This is a genomic window from Kitasatospora sp. NRRL B-11411 (assembly GCF_000721345.1).
Taxonomy (GTDB): Bacteria; Actinomycetota; Actinomycetes; order Streptomycetales; family Streptomycetaceae; genus Kitasatospora; species Kitasatospora cineracea.
Map to the genome: position 1 here is coordinate 1 of NZ_JOGH01000054.1, position 14,336 is coordinate 14,336.

Consider the following 14,336-nt stretch of genomic DNA (forward strand, 5'->3'; position numbering starts at 1 on the left):
TGCGGTCGCGAGGGAGTCCAGGTCAGGCGTCACAACCGACCTTTGGACTCCCTCGCTTCATCTCATGCGCTTCAGGTGCCCTTGGCATCAACCATCTAGTGGTGGAAGAGCACCTCCGGGTTGTCCGGCGAGGGGCCGTCCAGCAGCGGGCTGTCGATCCCCTCCAGCGTCCGGTCGAAGAACGCGGTCACGTACGCGCGGGTGATCGCGATCCCGCGTTCCGGGGAGAGGGGCGGCGCCGGGAACCCGGCCTCCTGGAGCAGCAGGTCCAGGTCGCTGAAGCTGAAGTGGTTCGCGCCGGCGACCGTCAGCCACTTCTTGTAGCCGCCGAGGGCGGCCCAGGAGTGCTCCCAGTCGGTGTTGGTGGTCGTGCCCAGCATGAGGAACGGCCGGTCGAGCTGCCCGGGCGCCGGGTCCGGGTGGAAGGAGCCGTCCATGTTCACCCCGGCCCGCACCCACGGGTCGGCGATCATCGTGGCGGCGGCCGCCGCGCCGCCGAGGGAGTGGCCGGCCATGCCGATCTCGTGCTTGTCGACGAGGTGCGCCAGGGGCCACGCGGTGTTGCCGTGCGTGAGCCGGTCGATGACGAAGGACGCGTCCAGTGCGCGGCCGGCGGCGACGGCGTCGAAGTCGAGCCCCGCCGGGCCGTCGCAGATCACGCACGACGACGTCCGGCCGTCCGCCAGCGTCTCGCCGCTGTCCTCGTAGGTGTGGCCGACGAGCGCGACGACGTAGCCGTGGCTGGCCAGGTCGGTGGCGAGCGCGGTGAGCGTCCAGCGCGGGTCCTCGTACGCGGGGGAGAGGACCACCAGCGGATGCTTGCCGTTCTGCGGCCGCGCGCCGTCGAAGGCGTGCGTGGTGATGCCGGAGAGGTTCTGCGGGGTGACGCCGGCGCTCGCCAGCGCCTTCTGGCGCTGGAGGACGCCGGCCGCCTCGCCGAGGGTCGTGTAGGGGGCCGGGGTTCCGGTCCCGGGGACGGCCGGGTAGAGCATCGTGACGGTCAGTTGGCGGGGGCCGGACGAGGGCACCCACGGGTCGGGGCGGCTGGTGTCGGTGAGGTGGATGACGTCCTCGCCGGCGGCGTAGGGGCCGGTCGGCGCGGGGAGCGCGCCCCGGAAGGTCGGTGCGGGCGCGGCGGCAGCCGCGGCGGCGGTCGCCTGCGCGGTCGGCGGCGGGGTCGGCGGCGGGGTCGTGGCGGCGAGTGCGGTGCCGGTCGCGGCCACCGAGGCGGCGAGGGCCAGGGCGGCGACGGCGCTGATCCGGCGCCTGCGGTTCGAGGTGGTGTTCACGGATCCGATCCTGCCCGGCCGCGTTCTGACGGTCGATCATGCAGGCATCCGTCTTGAAGGTGGTGCTGGATACACCCCGAGACCCCGGCAACGCGAGTCCGCCGGCGGACCGGCGGAGGTTCCGCAGGGCGGGCGACCGCCCTTCCCGCCCTGCTCGCCGCAGCCCTCCGCCGAGGTCCCGGCCGCCGGTGGCGCCCCAGGGGATGACGGTTCCTCACCGCCGGGGTTCAGCCCGCCGCGAGGCGCGCCGCGACCTCCTCCGCGGGCCGTCCGGCGTGCAGGCCGAGCAGGTCGGCGACCAGCGCGTCCAGCGGCGGCCAGGGCAGCTCGCCGTGGTCGTTGTAGAGCACGACCAGGCCGTGCAGCCCGGTCCAGAGCAGCAGCCCGTCCTGCCACTGCCGGGCGGGGGCGGACTGCTCGCCGCCGCGCTCCCGGACGGCCGCGAGCGAGGCGATCACGGAGCCCAGGAGCGCCTCGCCGGCGCCGTGGTCCTGGAGCAGCGCGAGGTCGGCGGGCATCCGGCCGCCGAAGAGCGTGCGGTACTCGCCGGGGTGCTCGACGCCCCAGCGCACGTAGGCGGCGCAGCGGCCGACCAGGTCGTCGAGGGGGTCGGCGGCTGCGGCCGCGGCCTCGTCCATCAGGCGGGCCAGCTCCGCGTAGCGCAGGCGCAGCACGTGCCGGACCAGTGACCCGAGGTCGGGGAAGTGGCTGTAGATGCTGGCGGGCGCGACCCCGACCTCGCGGGCGACCTGTCGCAGGGTCAGCGTCTCGGGCTGGTCGAGGGTGGCCAGCAGGTGGGCCGCGGCCTCGATCAGCTCGGCCCTGAGCACCTGTCCCTGCCCGCGGGGGTTGCGCCGGCGGCGCGGCGCCTCCTCACCGCCCATGTCCCGGATCCTCCCTGTCGGCGACGGGAGATCACCTTACCTTTCGGTGCCGCCGACCCGTCCTGACCTTGCCCCAACCCGTTCTGACCTTGCCCCAACCCGTCCGGACCCGCCTTGACACCCATCACCAACACGTGTTCACTCACTTTAACCAACACCTGTTCAGTTATGGAGTCGCCATGCGCATCGCAGTCCTCGGCGCGACCGGGCGGGTCGGCCGCCTGGTCGCGGAACAGGCGCTCGACCGGGGCCACGAGGTGGTCGCCCTGGTTCGCAGCCCGCAGCGGTACGCCCCGCCCGCGCGGGGCGGGGTCGAGGTCCGGCAGGCGGACGTGACCAGGCCGCAGGAGTTCCCGGAGCTGGCCGACGTGGACGTCCTCGTCTCCGCGCTCGGCATCGGCAAGGGCGACGGCCCGGGCACCCTGCTGGCCGGCGCCCGGCTGGTGGCGGGGCTGCCGGTCCGCACCCTCTGGCTCGGAGCGCTCGGCTCGGGAGCCTCGACCGGCGCCGGCGGCGGGATCTACCACGGGGTGCTGAAGCTGTTCGTCGGCAAGGAGCTGGCGGAGAAGGGCGCGGCCGACACGATCGTGCTGGCCGGGGGCGCCACCGTCTTCCACGCGCCCGACCTGCGGGTCGGCGAGGTCGGCGCGGCCCGGCGCAACGTCCCGCTGGCGCAGTACCCCAGGCCGCTGCTGCCGCCGCACGCCTCCCGCGCCACCGTCGCGGCGCTGATGCTGGACGAGGCCGAGGCGCCGACGGCCGGTGCCGGGATCCTCGTCCCGACGGCGGGTGCGGCGTGAGGGCGGGCTACGTCGCGATCGAGGAGGCCGTCGCGATCCCCGGCCTCGCCGAGCGCCGCCCCCCGTTCCCGGTGCCGGCCGGCCTGGACCCCGCCTTCGTCGCCGACGTGGTCCGGCGGCTGCCCGACGTCACCGGGCTGCGGCTGCCGGACATGGACGCCAACGGCATCGCCGTCCAGGTGCTCTCGCTGACCGTCCCCGGCATCGAGGCGGACCCGGACCCGGCCCGCGCGGTGGCGAACGCCGGTTACGCCAACGACGCGCTGGCCGCGATCGTCACCGCGCACCCCGACCGGTTCGCCGCCTTCGCCGCGCTGCCGCTCCAGGACCCGGCCGCCGCCGTCGCCGAACTCCGGCGCGCGGTGCGGGAACTGGGCTTCAAGGGCGCCCTGGTCAACGACCACGTCCAGGGCAGGTACCTCGACGACCCCGCCTTCGACGCGCTCTGGGCCGCCCTGGCCGAACTCGACGTGCCGCTCTACCTGCACCCGGGCATGCCGCCCGCGGACTCCTGGCACGTGCTGTCCGGCCACCCGGAGATGGACGGCGCACTGTGGAGCTGGCAGGCCACCACGGGCGGGCACGCCATGCGGATCGTCCTCTCCGGCGTCTTCGACCGCCACCCGGCGGCCCGGATGATCCTCGGCCACGCGGGGGAGTTCCTGCCCTTCCAGCTCTCCCGCTTCGACTCGCGGTACGCCACCCTCAGCCCCCCGGCCCCGCTGCTGCGCCGCCCCTCGCAGTACTTCGGCAGCAACGTCCTGGCCACCACCAGCGGGGTGCTGTCCCCGGCCGCGGTCGAGGCGCTGGTGCACGTGCTCGGCCCCGAGGCGGTGCTCTTCGCCGTGGACTACCCCTACGAGAAGACCGCCGCCGCGGTCGCCGCCCTGGAACGGACCGGCCTCCCGGAGGAGGTCAAACACCGCATCGGCTCGACCAACGCCCGCAACCTGCTGCGCCTCTGACGCATCATCAGTCGCCCGGGCGCCGACCGGGCGGGGCGTCCGTCAGGTCGGCGCCGGGCCGCAATCCGGGCGGGTGCTCCCGGGCGCGCGGAGAGCGCTGCCCGACCGCGTCGTCAGCGGGCGGCCGCGAGGGTTTCGAGCAGGCGGGTCACCGAACTGCCGAGTCCCCAGCGGGCGGTGAGGGCTTCGAGGGCCACGGGGTCGCGGGGCTCGCGGGGGAGGACGGGGTCGAACTCCGGGAGCGGGACGTCGGTGGCGACGCGGACGACGGTGGGGGCGACGTCGAGGTAGGCGGCGCCCTCGATGAGGTTCCTGCGGCGGGCCGGGGTGAGCTTGGAGGCGGAGTCCGCCGCCGCGGCGCGGATGGCGGCCAGGTCGCCGTACTCGCGGATGAGCTGGGCCGCGGTCTTCTCGCCGATGCCCTTCACGCCCGGCAGGCCGTCGCTCGGGTCGCCGCGCAGGGCGGCCATGTCGGCGTACTCGGCGCCGGTGACGCCGTACTTCTCCAACAGGGCGGCCTCGTCGACGAGCTGGGCGGCGCCGACGCCCTTGACCGGGTAGACGACCTGCACGCCGCGGGCGTCGTCGACCAGCTGGAAGAGGTCCCGGTCGCCGGTGACGATCCGGACCGGGCCGGTGGCGCGGGTGGCCAGGGTGCCGATCACGTCGTCGGCCTCGTAGTCGGGGACGCCGACCCGGGCGATGCCCAGGGCGTCCAGCACCTGCTCGATCACCGGGACCTGCGGGGCCAGGGTGTCCGGGACCTCCTCCTCGCCGTCCTGCGCGGCCTCGGCGACCCGGTGGGTCTTGTAGGTGGGGATCAGGTCGACCCGCCACTGCGGGCGCCAGTCGGCGTCCGTGCAGGCGACCAGCTGGTCCGGGCCGTGGTCGTGGACCAGGCGGGAGATGAAGTCGAGCAGGCCGCGCACCGCGTTCACCGGCTCGCCCTGCGGGGAGCGCAGCGAGTCCGGGACGCCGAAGTAGGCGCGGAAGTAGAGGCTGGCGGTGTCCAGCAGCATCAGGCGGGGCGCGGTCGGGACGCTCGGAGCGGTCGGTGCGGTCACCCCCCGATCATGCCGCATCCCGCCGACAGCCCCGGGGCGGTGCGCCGTCAGTGCGGGTGCGGGCCCGAGCGGTGCACCGGTCCGTGGGTGTCCCCGCAGTGGTCGCGGCCCTGCTCCCCGGCCGAGGCCGCGGCGGCCGCGCTGTTCGGGGAGATCTGCAGCAGCCCGTCCGGGCCGTCCTCGCCGACGTGGTCGACCTGGAGGGTGGCGTGGGTGATCCGGTACTCCTCGCGCAGCCGGCGCTGCAGCTCGTGCTGCACCGCGTGGCAGTCGCCGCCCGGGGTGACCAGGACGTGCGCCGACAGCGCGGGCTGGTTGGAGGTGATCTCCCAGATGTGCAAGTCGTGGATCTCCTCCACCTGCGGGACGGCCACCAGCCGGTCCGCCACCGCGTCCGGGTCGATGCCGGCCGGCGCGGCCTCCAGGAAGATCCGCGCGGAGTCCCGGACCAGCCCGATCCCGGCCCGCAGCATCAGCGCCACCACCACCAGCGAGGCGATCGCGTCGGCCCGGACGAAGCCGGTGAACAGCACCACCGCGCCCGCCACCGCCGTCGCCACGAACGCGTACAGGTCGGTCAGCACGTGCTGGAACGCGCCCTCCACGTTCAGCGAGGACCGGTTCGCCTTCGACAGGCACCAGGTCGCCGCGACGTTCACCACCACGCCCACCAGCGCCGTCACCAGCACCAGCGAGCCCTGCACCGCGGGCGGCGAGACCAGCCGGGTCACCGCCTCGTAGCCCAGCCAGGCCGACAGCACCAGCAGCGTCACCCCGTTCGCCTGCGCGGAGAGGATCTCGGCCCGCTTCAACCCGTACGTGTAGCCGCCGCGCGCCGGACGCGCCGCCAGCCGCATCGCCACCAGGGCCAGCGCGATCGACGCGGCGTCGGTCAGCATGTGCGCCGCGTCCGAGATCAGCGCCAGCGAGCGGGCCGCGAAACCGACCACCACCTCGCCCGCCATGAACACCACCAGCAGGACCAGGGCGCTCCACAGCCACTTGCGGTCCGCGTCCGCCGAGACCGCGTGGCTGTGCCCGCCGTGCCCGCCGTGCCCGCCGTGTTCGTGCTCGTGGTCGTGGTCCTGCCCGGCCATCGGGATCCCTCCGTTCTGGTGTCCGCACCGGAAGTGAACCCCAGATCGGAGGAAGATCCAAAGGCTGCAGTGGTGACCGTTGTCGTTCTCCCGCGCGCCCCGCATCGGCGCAGCCCGCACCGCACCCCGGCGGGAACCAGCCCAACGGGGGACACCGCACTGGGCCGACCGGACGCGGGGCCCCGGCGGGCGGGGCCTCAGCGCACGGGAGCGACCGGGACGACCGGGGCGGCCGGGGCGGTGAGCGGGGCCAGCCGGGTCGCGTGCACCAGGGCGCGGGCCACCCGCAGGTCCTCGCCCTGCTCGGGGTGCCACTGGACGCCGACGGTGAAGCCCGCGCCCTCGACCGCCTCGACGGTGCCGTCCTCGGCGTACGCGCTGACGGTCAGGCCCTCGCCGAGGCGGGCCACCGCCTGGTGGTGGAAGGTCGGGACGGAGACCGACTCCTCCGGCAGCAGGTCCGCGAGCAGCGTGCCGGGGACCGGGCGGACCGCGTGCCGCCCGTACTCGCCGGGCTCGCCGAGGTGGCTGAGCTCCTCGCCGACCACGTCCGGCAGGTGCTGGAACAGCGAGCCGCCGCAGACCACGTTCAGCAGCTGCATGCCCCGGCAGATGCCCAGCAGCGGGGTGCCGGCGGCGAGCGCGGCGCGGATCAGCGCGGCCTCCCACAGGTCGCGCTCGGGGGCGCAGGCCACCGTCGCCGGGTGGGGGCGCTCGCCGTACAGGGCCGGGTCGACGTCCTCGCCGCCCGCGATCACCAGGCCGTCCAGCCGGGCCACCACGGCCGCGGCGTGCTCCGGGGCGTCCGGCGGCAGCATCAGGGCGATCCCGCCGGCCTCGCGCACCAGCTCGGGGTAGCGCGCGGGGAGCAGGACGGAGCGCATGCTGTCCCACCGCCCCCAGCCGGCGTCGATGAGGAAGGTGCTGATGCCGATCACGGGGCGAGAAGTCATGGCGCGCATTCTGCCGCCCGTGCGCGCCCCCTGCCGCGCGACCCACCACCCGCACGCGCCCCATCAGGCGCGTGGAGCACAGCACACGCCCCCCACTGGAGCCGGGACGGCACAAGGGGCCGTCTCGGGACCGCCCCGGGAGCGGTCCGGGAACGGCCCGGCGGGGCCCGGCGGGGGCGAGCGGGCGATTCTCACCGGAATCTCATCGCCGGACACCCGTTTGCGGCCCCGCGCTGATTTCCCGCTTATCCGCAGCCCCCTAGGGTCTCTACCGTGAGCGAGCAGCAGATTCCGGCCGGGTGGTACCCGGACCCAGTCGACACCGACAGCGACCCCCGCCCCCAGCGCTGGTGGGACGGCAAGGGTTGGACCGCCGAGACCCGCCCGGCCCCCGCAGCGCAGCCGGAGCCCGCGGACGCCGCACCGGCCCCGGGCCCCGCCGCGGGCACGGGCGCTCCCGGCCCCGAGGACACCGCCGTCCTGGAGGGCACCGTGCTGGACGCCTCCGGGCAGACCGTGCACTACCCGCCGCTGCCCCCGTACGCCGGGCAGTTCGCGGCCGAGCCGGCCCCCCGCAAGTCGTCCAAGCCGTCCAAGCCGGTACTGGTGGCCGCCTCGGTCGCCGCCGTGCTCGGCCTCGCGGTCGGCTCCGGCGTCACCTACCTGGCGATGGACGGCCACCGGGACGGCACCAAGTCCGCCGCCCCGAGCTCGGACGGGCGCCACTACGGCGGCAACGGCTTCGGCGGCGGCCAGGGCGGCGGCAGCCGGAACGGCAACGGCAACGGGAACGGGAACGGGAACGGCAGCGAGAACGGCAACCCCAGCAACCCGTTCGACTTCGGCGGCGGCAGCGGGAACGGCAAGGGCGGCACCGGAGGCAGCGGCGGTGGACTGGGCGGCGGTCCGGGCGGGAACGGCGGCGGCAGCGGGACGAACGCCAAGACCGCGATCGACATGGTCAACGGCATCTCGCTGCCGATCCCGAGCGGCTGGACCGGCGGCACCACCCAGGACGGCTACGCCGGCATCTACACCGGCAGCTACACCTGCGTCGACGGCGCGGACAACTGCTCGCTGGGCGGGGTCACCACCGGCAAGATCAGCGGCACCGACGCCAAGCAGGCCGCGCAGGACGACATCGCCGCCGCCGCGAAGGACTCCTACGGCGACCTGAAGGGCCACAAGGAGCTGAAGAACGAGGCGGTCACGGTGGCCGGCCGCTCCGGCTACCTGGTGCGCTGGCAGGTCGACGCGGCGAAGGGCAACCCGGGCTACGTGGAGACGGTGGTCTTCCCGACCGCCGACGGCAAGGCGCTGACCGCCGTCCACTTCGGCTTCGACATCGCCGACAAGGCCCCCGGCCCGGACCAGATGGACAGCATCCTGAAGAGCATCACCAAGGTCGACGCCGGCTCCTTCGCGGGCGGCTCGGGCGGCACCACCACCTGACCGGCGGCACCACGACCTGACCGGTCCCCTGTCCGCACCACGCTGTCCGCACCACGGCCCGGCGCACCGCCCCCACCACCCGGAGGGGGCACCGCGCCGGGCCGCAGCCTTGCCGTCCGGACGCTCAACCCCCGTCGCGCAGCAGGGTGTTGAGCCGGGCGGCCTGCCGGATCAGGTGGTTCCGCTCGGCCTCCGTCCCGGCCGCCCCGGCGGCCCGGGCGTACAGCTCGGCGGCGGTCGGCAGGTCGCCGGCCCGCTCGTGCAGGTACGCGCGGGCGGCGGTGTGCCGGGGCAGCGACCCGTCCAGCGCGGCGAGCGCGGCCAGGCCCGCGCGGGGGCCGTCCGCCTCGCCGACGGCGACCGCCCGGTTCAGGCGCACCACGGGGTTGTCGGTCAGCGCGGCCAGTTCGTCGTACCACTCGACGATCTGCACCCAGTCGGTCTCGGCGGCGGTCGGCGCGTCCGCGTGCAGCGCGGCGATCGCGGCCTGGGCCTGGAACTCGCCGAGCCGGTCGCGGGCCAGCGCCGCCTGCAGGACGGCGACGCCCTCGGTGATCGCGGCGGTGTCCCAGCGGGTCCGGTCCTGCTCGGCCAGCGGCACCAGGCTGCCGTCCGGCGCAATCCGCCCGGCCCGGCGGGCGTGGTGCAGCAGCATCAGCGCCAGCAGGCCGGACACCTCCGGGTGGTCGATCCGGGCCGCCAGCTGCCTGGTCAGCCGGATCGCCTCCGCGGCCAGGTCGACGTCCCCCGAGTAGCCCTCGTTGAAGACCAGGTACAGCACCCGCAGCACCGTCGCCACGTCCCCGGGCCGGTCCAGCCGCACGCCCGAGACGGTGCGCTTGGCCCGGGAGATCCGCTGCGCCACGGTGGCCTCCGGCACCAGGTACGCGGCGGCGATCTGCCGGGTGGTGAGCCCGCCGACCGCGCGCAGCGTCAGCGCCACCGCCGAGGACGGCGTCAGCGACGGGTGCGCGCACAGGAAGTACAGCCGCAGCGAGTCGTCGCGGTCCGGCACCGGCCCTGGCCCCGGCTCCTCCTCCACCGCGTCCTCGCGGCGGCGGCGCGCGGTGTCGGCCCGGGCCGCGTCCAGGAAGCGCCGCCACGCGACGGTCACCAGCCAGCCCTTCGGGTCCCGCGGGGGCTCGTCCGGCCAGCGCCGGACGGCCTCCACCAGGGCTTCCTGGACGGCGTCCTCGGCCGCCGCGAAGTCGGCCCCGCGGCGGACCAGGACGGACAGCACCTCCGGGGTGAGGACGCGCAGCAGCGACTCGTCCACGGCCGAGGACGCCATCCCGTTCACTCCGTGACGGTCGGCGGCTCGGACATCACCGGGCGCAGCTCCAGCCACTCGCGGATCGGCTCCCCGCCCGCGCCCGGCGCCGCCGACAGCTCGGCGGCCAGCTCCAGCGCCCGCTGGTGGCTGTCCACGTCGATGATCATCCAGCCGGCGATCAGGTCCTTGGTCTCCGCGAACGGCCCGTCGGTCACCGGCGGCTTCCCCTCCCCGCCGTACTGCACCCACGTCCCCTCGGGCGCGAGCGCCTGCGCGTCCACGAACTCGCCGGTCCCCTCCAGCTTCGCCGCGAAGTCCCGCATGTACTGGATGTGCGCGGTGACCTCCTCCGGCGTCCACTTGTCCATCGGCACGAACCCCTCGGGCTCCGGCGCGCCGCGGTAGTGCTTGAGCAGCAGGTACTTCGCCATGGTTCTCACTCCTCGGTCCTCGTGCGGCCCATTGTGGCCGCCTCCACCCCTGGGACGGAGCCGCTCGCGGGTTCTCGACACGGACGCGGAGAAAAACTTCCGGAGTTTTTCCGGACGGGGCCAGCCCTGTCAGAACGGCGGCTCGAGGAACGCGGCGGGTGCAGTACCGCCCAGCAGTTGGCGCAGGGTTTCGGCCAAGCCGTGCTCGTCGTTCACGTGCCTGAACCACGACAGGCCGTCCAGGACGCGGGCCAGGCCGTCGTCGACGAGCGCGTCGAGGACGGTGCGCAGCTCGTCCGGGACGGGGCCGTCGTCCAGGCAGAGCCGGGCCATCGCGGCGGGCACCCGGACGTCCGCCGGCCGCACTGGGTCGGACCACAGCGCGTCGCACCAGGCGGCGGTGGTGTGCGGATCGGAGTGGGAGCGGGCCAGTTCGGCGGCCGCGAGCACCAGGGACGCCCGGACGCCCGGCACCGGCACGGCCGGAAATCCCCCGAAAAAGTTCCGCCGCCCGGCTCTCCGAACACCCCTTCCCGGCCCCCGGCGGCCACCTGACCGGCCGCGGAGCAGCCCCCCGACCTCCTCGTCCGGGCTGCTCCCGAAGGCCCGGCAGCGGCCCGCCCGCGACCTCGCCGCACCCGCTCTGACCTGGCCTTTAGCCCTTCCCCTCGGTAGAGTCCGGGCAGACCGGAAGGGGGGCCGGATGGACCGGACCGTACGCACCGTCGAGGACGTCTTCGCACTTCTCGACAGCCTGTTCAGCACCGCACCCGGGGCCGACGGAGGCCGGCTCGCCACCGGGGACGGCCGGGACTACTGGGACCGCTTCTACACCGACCGCTCCCGGCCGGTCCCGTTCTTCGCGGAGAAGCCCGACGAGAACCTCGCCGCCCACCTCGACCGCGGCCTGCTCGTCCCCGGCCGCGCCCTCGACCTGGGTTGCGGCCACGGCCGCAACGCCCTCCACCTGGCGGCCCGCGGTTTCCGGGTGGACGCCGTCGACCTCTCGCCCGTCGCCGTCGCCTGGGGCGAGGAGCGGGCCCGCGCGGCGGGCGCGGACGTCCGCTTCCACTGCGGCGACGCCTTCGCCCTGAGCGCGGACGAACTGCCCGGCCCGTACGACCTGGTCGTCGACTCGGGCTGCCTGCACCACCTGCCCCCGCACCGCCGGATCGGCTACCTGGCGCTGCTCGACCGCGTCCTGGCCCCCGGCGGCCACCTCGCGCTCACCGCCTTCGCGGCCGGCCCCGACGGCACGGGCAGCGAACTCTCCGACGCCGAGCTCTACCGCGCCCGCAGCCTGGAGGGCGGCCTCGCCTTCACGCCCGACGGGCTGCGCCGGATCTTCGCCGACCTCACCGAGGTCGAACTGCGCCGGATGCGCGGACAGCCGGACGACTCCGAGCTGTTCGGCGTCCCGTTCCTGTGGACGGCGCTGTTCCGCCGGGACGCCGCGTGGTAGCCGGCCGGGCCACCCGGCCGGCTCCGCCCGTGGGGAACGGTCAGGAGGGGCCGCGTTTCGCTTCCTCGGCCCGGACGTACGCCCTCGCCCGTTCCCGCGCCGAGCGGATCCAGCCCCGCGGATCCGCGTCGTGGCGCGCGCACTCCTCCAGCCACCGGCCGAGCCCGTCGGCGATCTCGTCGAGCGAGCGGAGCCACTCGCCCGCACCGGGGCGCCCGTGCCAGTGGACGCCGGGACGGTCCGGATCCCGGCAGAGGTCGAAACCGTGCAGGTACTGCAGGGCCGTCACCACCAGCGGGTCCTCGAAGTCGGCACTCGCGCCCGGGCCCTCCACCCACGGAACCGCCCACGCGTGCACCGCGCCACGGCTCACCTCACCGCCGGCCAACGCACGCCACCGCGCAGCCACCTCCAGGCGCCCGGGCGGGAGGGGCGCCGCTTCCGGAACGTCCACGGGCCCACCCTCCCAGCCGGAGGGCCGAGGGCGCACCCCGATTCCTCCCGGTCACTTCACCCCGGGGCCCGTCACAGGAAGGTGTGCCCCTCGCCCCGGTAGGTCGGCACGGTCTCGGTGACCGTGTCGCCCTCGACCAGGTGCAACCGCTCGAAGCGCTCGCAGAGTTCACCGGCCTTCGCGTGCCGGAACCAGACCCGGTCGCCGATCAGCAGGTCGTCCGCGGCCGACCCCAGCAGCGGCGTCTGCACCTCGCCCGCGCCCTCCTGCGGGTCGTACCGCAGCCCGGCCGGCAGGTACGGGACGGGGGAGCGGTCCGCCCCCGCCGGGCCGGACGCCGGGTAGCCGCCGCCCAGCACCGTCACCACGCCCACCCCGGGCCGCCGCACCACCGGCTGGGCGAACAGCGCCGCCGGACGGCCCCGGAACGCGCGGTAGTTGTCGAACAGCCGGGGCACGAACAGCCCCGACCCGGCCGCCACCTCGGTCACCGCGCGCTCCGCGACCGTCGACTCCACGCTGCCCGTGCCGCCGCCGTTCACGAACTCCAACTCGGCCACCTGGCGCACCCGTTGCACCACCTCGGCACGCCGCACCGCCAGCTCCGCGCGGGCCTTCGCCTGCATCAGCCGCACCGCCGCCGACCGCAGCGGCCGCCCCGCCACCGCGTCCCCGACGCCCGCCACGTGGCCCTCGTACGCCATCAGCCCGACCACCTCGAACCCCCGGCGGCGGCCCACCAGTTCGGCGAACCGGCCGAGCTGCTCGGGCGTCCGCAGCGGCGAGCGCCGCGCCCCCACCCGGATCCGGCCGCCCAGCAGTTGCAGCGAGGTGTCCAGCTCCAGGCAGACCCGCACCGTCGCCGAACCCTCCCGGGCCGCGTCGATCAGGTCCAGTTGCGCCACGTCGTCGACCACCACGCTGACCTGGCGGGCCAGTTCCGGGTCCGCGGTCAGCCGCCCGAACGAGGCCCGGTCCGCCGAGGGGTACGCCAGCAGCACGTCGGTGAACCCGGACTCCACCAGCCACAGCGTCTCCGCCAGCGTGAAGCTCATCACCCCCGCGAAGCCGTCCATCCCGAGCACCCGCTCCAGCAGCGCCCGGCACCGCACCGACTTCGACGCCACCCGGATCGGCTTCCCGCCCGCCCGCCGCACCAGGTCCGCCGCGTTGGCGTCGAACGCGGCCAGGTCGACGACGGCCAGCGGCGTGTCCAGGTGCGCCGTCGCCCGGTCGTAACGGGCCCGGTCGGAGACGGTGCCACCGGTCGCGGCGGCTTCAACGAGTGCCATGGGCGCAGACTGCCACATCCCCCTACTGGACGGTAGATCCATCGGACCCCCAATCCCGGCCACCCCGCCCCACCCCACCCCGCACCGCTACCGCCTCGCCTCGCACCGCCTCGCACCGCACCGCGACTCCGACCGGCCCCGGGGTAAACGTGGCATACGCTCTCGGGGTGGAGCGCAAGAACATCCCCAATCCCGGGTTCGCCGAGGACGACGGCACCGCCGACCCCGCCCTCGTCGCGGCCCTCACCGCCTGGCAGCAGGACCCGGCCACCGAGCCCGACCTGCTCGCCGCCCTCACCCCGAGCCGGCTGATGGTGCCCATCGTGGCGCTGCTCGGCGAGGTCGAGGTGGGCGCCGACGGGCACAAGCACGAGAAGACCAGCGACATGGCGGTCCCCCTCGTCGAGGCCCCGGACGGCCGGCGCGCCCTGCCCGCGTTCACCTCGCTGGCCGCGATGGCCAGTTGGCGCGCGGACGCCCGCCCGGCCCCGGTGGTCGCCCCGCAGGCCGCGATGGTGGCCTTCGCCGAGCGCGCCGACACCCTGCTGATCGACCCGGCCGGCCCGGTCACCTACCAGCTCTCCGGCGCCCGGCTGCGCGCCGTCGCGGAGAACCGCCGCTACCTCCCTCCGCACCGCGACCCCGAGGTGCACCGGGCCCTGCGCGCCCTGCTCGCCGCCGAACCGGCCGTCACCGCCGCCCACCTCGCCCCGGCCGCGGACGCCGACGCCACCCTGGCCCTGGTCCTGGCCGACCCCGCCACCGACCCGGCCGCCGTCCAGGCCCTCGCCAACCGCCTCGGCCAGGCCCTCGCCACCGACCAGGCCCTGCGCCTGCGCCTCGACCAGGGCCTCCAACTCGCCTTCCTGGCCCGCCCCCTCGACCAGTCGCCGTTCTACGCTGCGAACACGAACGGGTGA

The 14,336-nt window shown here is 75.3% G+C and carries 15 protein-coding genes; 5 read left to right on the forward strand and 10 right to left on the reverse strand.

The window, feature by feature from the left end:
* Positions 1-95: 95 nt before the first annotated feature.
* Both IH44_RS0122740 and IH44_RS0122745 read right to left on the reverse strand, forming a co-directional pair.
* Complete coding sequence (locus IH44_RS0122740; protein ID WP_232795050.1) at positions 96-1,289, reverse strand: alpha/beta hydrolase; 1,194 nt, start codon at positions 1,287-1,289, stop codon at positions 96-98.
* A 227-nt stretch (positions 1,290-1,516) separates the two neighbouring features.
* Positions 1,517-2,173, reverse strand: coding sequence for a TetR/AcrR family transcriptional regulator (locus IH44_RS0122745; RefSeq protein ID WP_051817196.1), 657 nt, complete (start codon positions 2,171-2,173; stop codon positions 1,517-1,519).
* 179 nt (positions 2,174-2,352) lie between these two features.
* On the opposite strand from IH44_RS0122745, the gene IH44_RS0122750 reads away from it, so the two are divergent.
* Complete coding sequence (locus tag IH44_RS0122750) at positions 2,353-2,973, forward strand: NAD(P)-dependent oxidoreductase (protein ID WP_030461537.1); 621 nt, start codon at positions 2,353-2,355, stop codon at positions 2,971-2,973.
* The gene (locus tag IH44_RS0122755) at positions 2,970-3,938 is read left to right on the forward strand and encodes an amidohydrolase family protein (RefSeq protein ID WP_051817197.1); all 969 of its coding nucleotides are present in this window, start codon (positions 2,970-2,972) and stop codon (positions 3,936-3,938) included. The genes IH44_RS0122750 and IH44_RS0122755 overlap by 4 nt, the downstream gene beginning before the upstream one ends.
* Before the next feature lie 113 nt (positions 3,939-4,051).
* On the opposite strand, the gene IH44_RS0122760 is transcribed toward IH44_RS0122755, so the two are convergent.
* From IH44_RS0122760 to IH44_RS0122770, 3 genes are all read right to left on the reverse strand, one after another.
* Positions 4,052-4,957 (reverse strand): 5'-3' exonuclease, encoded by a 906-nt coding sequence (locus tag IH44_RS0122760; protein ID WP_030461539.1) that lies wholly within the window; start codon positions 4,955-4,957, stop codon positions 4,052-4,054.
* Between the two features lie 92 nt (positions 4,958-5,049).
* A complete protein-coding gene (locus tag IH44_RS0122765; RefSeq protein WP_030461540.1) occupies positions 5,050-6,099 on the reverse strand; it encodes a cation diffusion facilitator family transporter in 1,050 nt (349 codons plus the stop codon).
* Positions 6,100-6,296: 197 nt separating this feature from the next.
* Positions 6,297-7,052 carry a gamma-glutamyl-gamma-aminobutyrate hydrolase family protein gene (locus IH44_RS0122770; protein ID WP_030461541.1) on the reverse strand — a complete coding sequence of 252 codons (756 nt, stop codon included), beginning with the start codon at positions 7,050-7,052 and terminating at the stop codon, positions 6,297-6,299.
* Positions 7,053-7,325: 273 nt separating this feature from the next.
* Here IH44_RS0122770 and IH44_RS48290 point away from each other — a divergent pair, with 273 nt between their 5' ends.
* Positions 7,326-8,504, forward strand: a complete 1,179-nt coding sequence (locus IH44_RS48290; protein WP_051817198.1) for a DUF2510 domain-containing protein — start codon at positions 7,326-7,328, stop codon at positions 8,502-8,504.
* A 124-nt stretch (positions 8,505-8,628) separates the two neighbouring features.
* Here the strand turns inward: IH44_RS48290 and IH44_RS0122790 are convergent, their stop codons facing one another.
* The 3 genes from IH44_RS0122790 to IH44_RS41300 all read right to left on the reverse strand — a co-directional run bounded on the left by IH44_RS0122790 (position 8,629) and on the right by IH44_RS41300 (position 10,688).
* Complete coding sequence (locus tag IH44_RS0122790) at positions 8,629-9,780, reverse strand: RNA polymerase sigma factor (RefSeq protein ID WP_030461544.1); 1,152 nt, start codon at positions 9,778-9,780, stop codon at positions 8,629-8,631.
* A gap of 20 nt (positions 9,781-9,800) precedes the next feature.
* Complete coding sequence (locus tag IH44_RS0122795) at positions 9,801-10,208, reverse strand: YciI family protein (RefSeq protein WP_030461545.1); 408 nt, start codon at positions 10,206-10,208, stop codon at positions 9,801-9,803.
* Positions 10,209-10,337: 129 nt separating this feature from the next.
* Complete coding sequence (locus IH44_RS41300) at positions 10,338-10,688, reverse strand: hypothetical protein (protein ID WP_051817199.1); 351 nt, start codon at positions 10,686-10,688, stop codon at positions 10,338-10,340.
* Positions 10,689-10,911: 223 nt separating this feature from the next.
* Here IH44_RS41300 and IH44_RS0122805 point away from each other — a divergent pair, with 223 nt between their 5' ends.
* Positions 10,912-11,670, forward strand: coding sequence for a class I SAM-dependent methyltransferase (locus IH44_RS0122805; RefSeq protein ID WP_030461547.1), 759 nt, complete (start codon positions 10,912-10,914; stop codon positions 11,668-11,670).
* A gap of 40 nt (positions 11,671-11,710) precedes the next feature.
* Here IH44_RS0122805 and IH44_RS0122810 read toward each other — a convergent pair whose 3' ends face one another.
* Together IH44_RS0122810 and IH44_RS0122815 are read right to left on the reverse strand one after the other, a co-directional pair.
* Complete coding sequence (locus tag IH44_RS0122810; protein ID WP_030461548.1) at positions 11,711-12,028, reverse strand: hypothetical protein; 318 nt, start codon at positions 12,026-12,028, stop codon at positions 11,711-11,713.
* Positions 12,029-12,195: 167 nt separating this feature from the next.
* Complete coding sequence (locus IH44_RS0122815; RefSeq protein WP_030461549.1) at positions 12,196-13,416, reverse strand: amino acid deaminase/aldolase; 1,221 nt, start codon at positions 13,414-13,416, stop codon at positions 12,196-12,198.
* A 167-nt stretch (positions 13,417-13,583) separates the two neighbouring features.
* On the opposite strand from IH44_RS0122815, the gene IH44_RS0122820 reads away from it, so the two are divergent.
* Positions 13,584-14,336, forward strand: a complete 753-nt coding sequence (locus IH44_RS0122820) for an SseB family protein (RefSeq protein ID WP_030461550.1) — start codon at positions 13,584-13,586, stop codon at positions 14,334-14,336.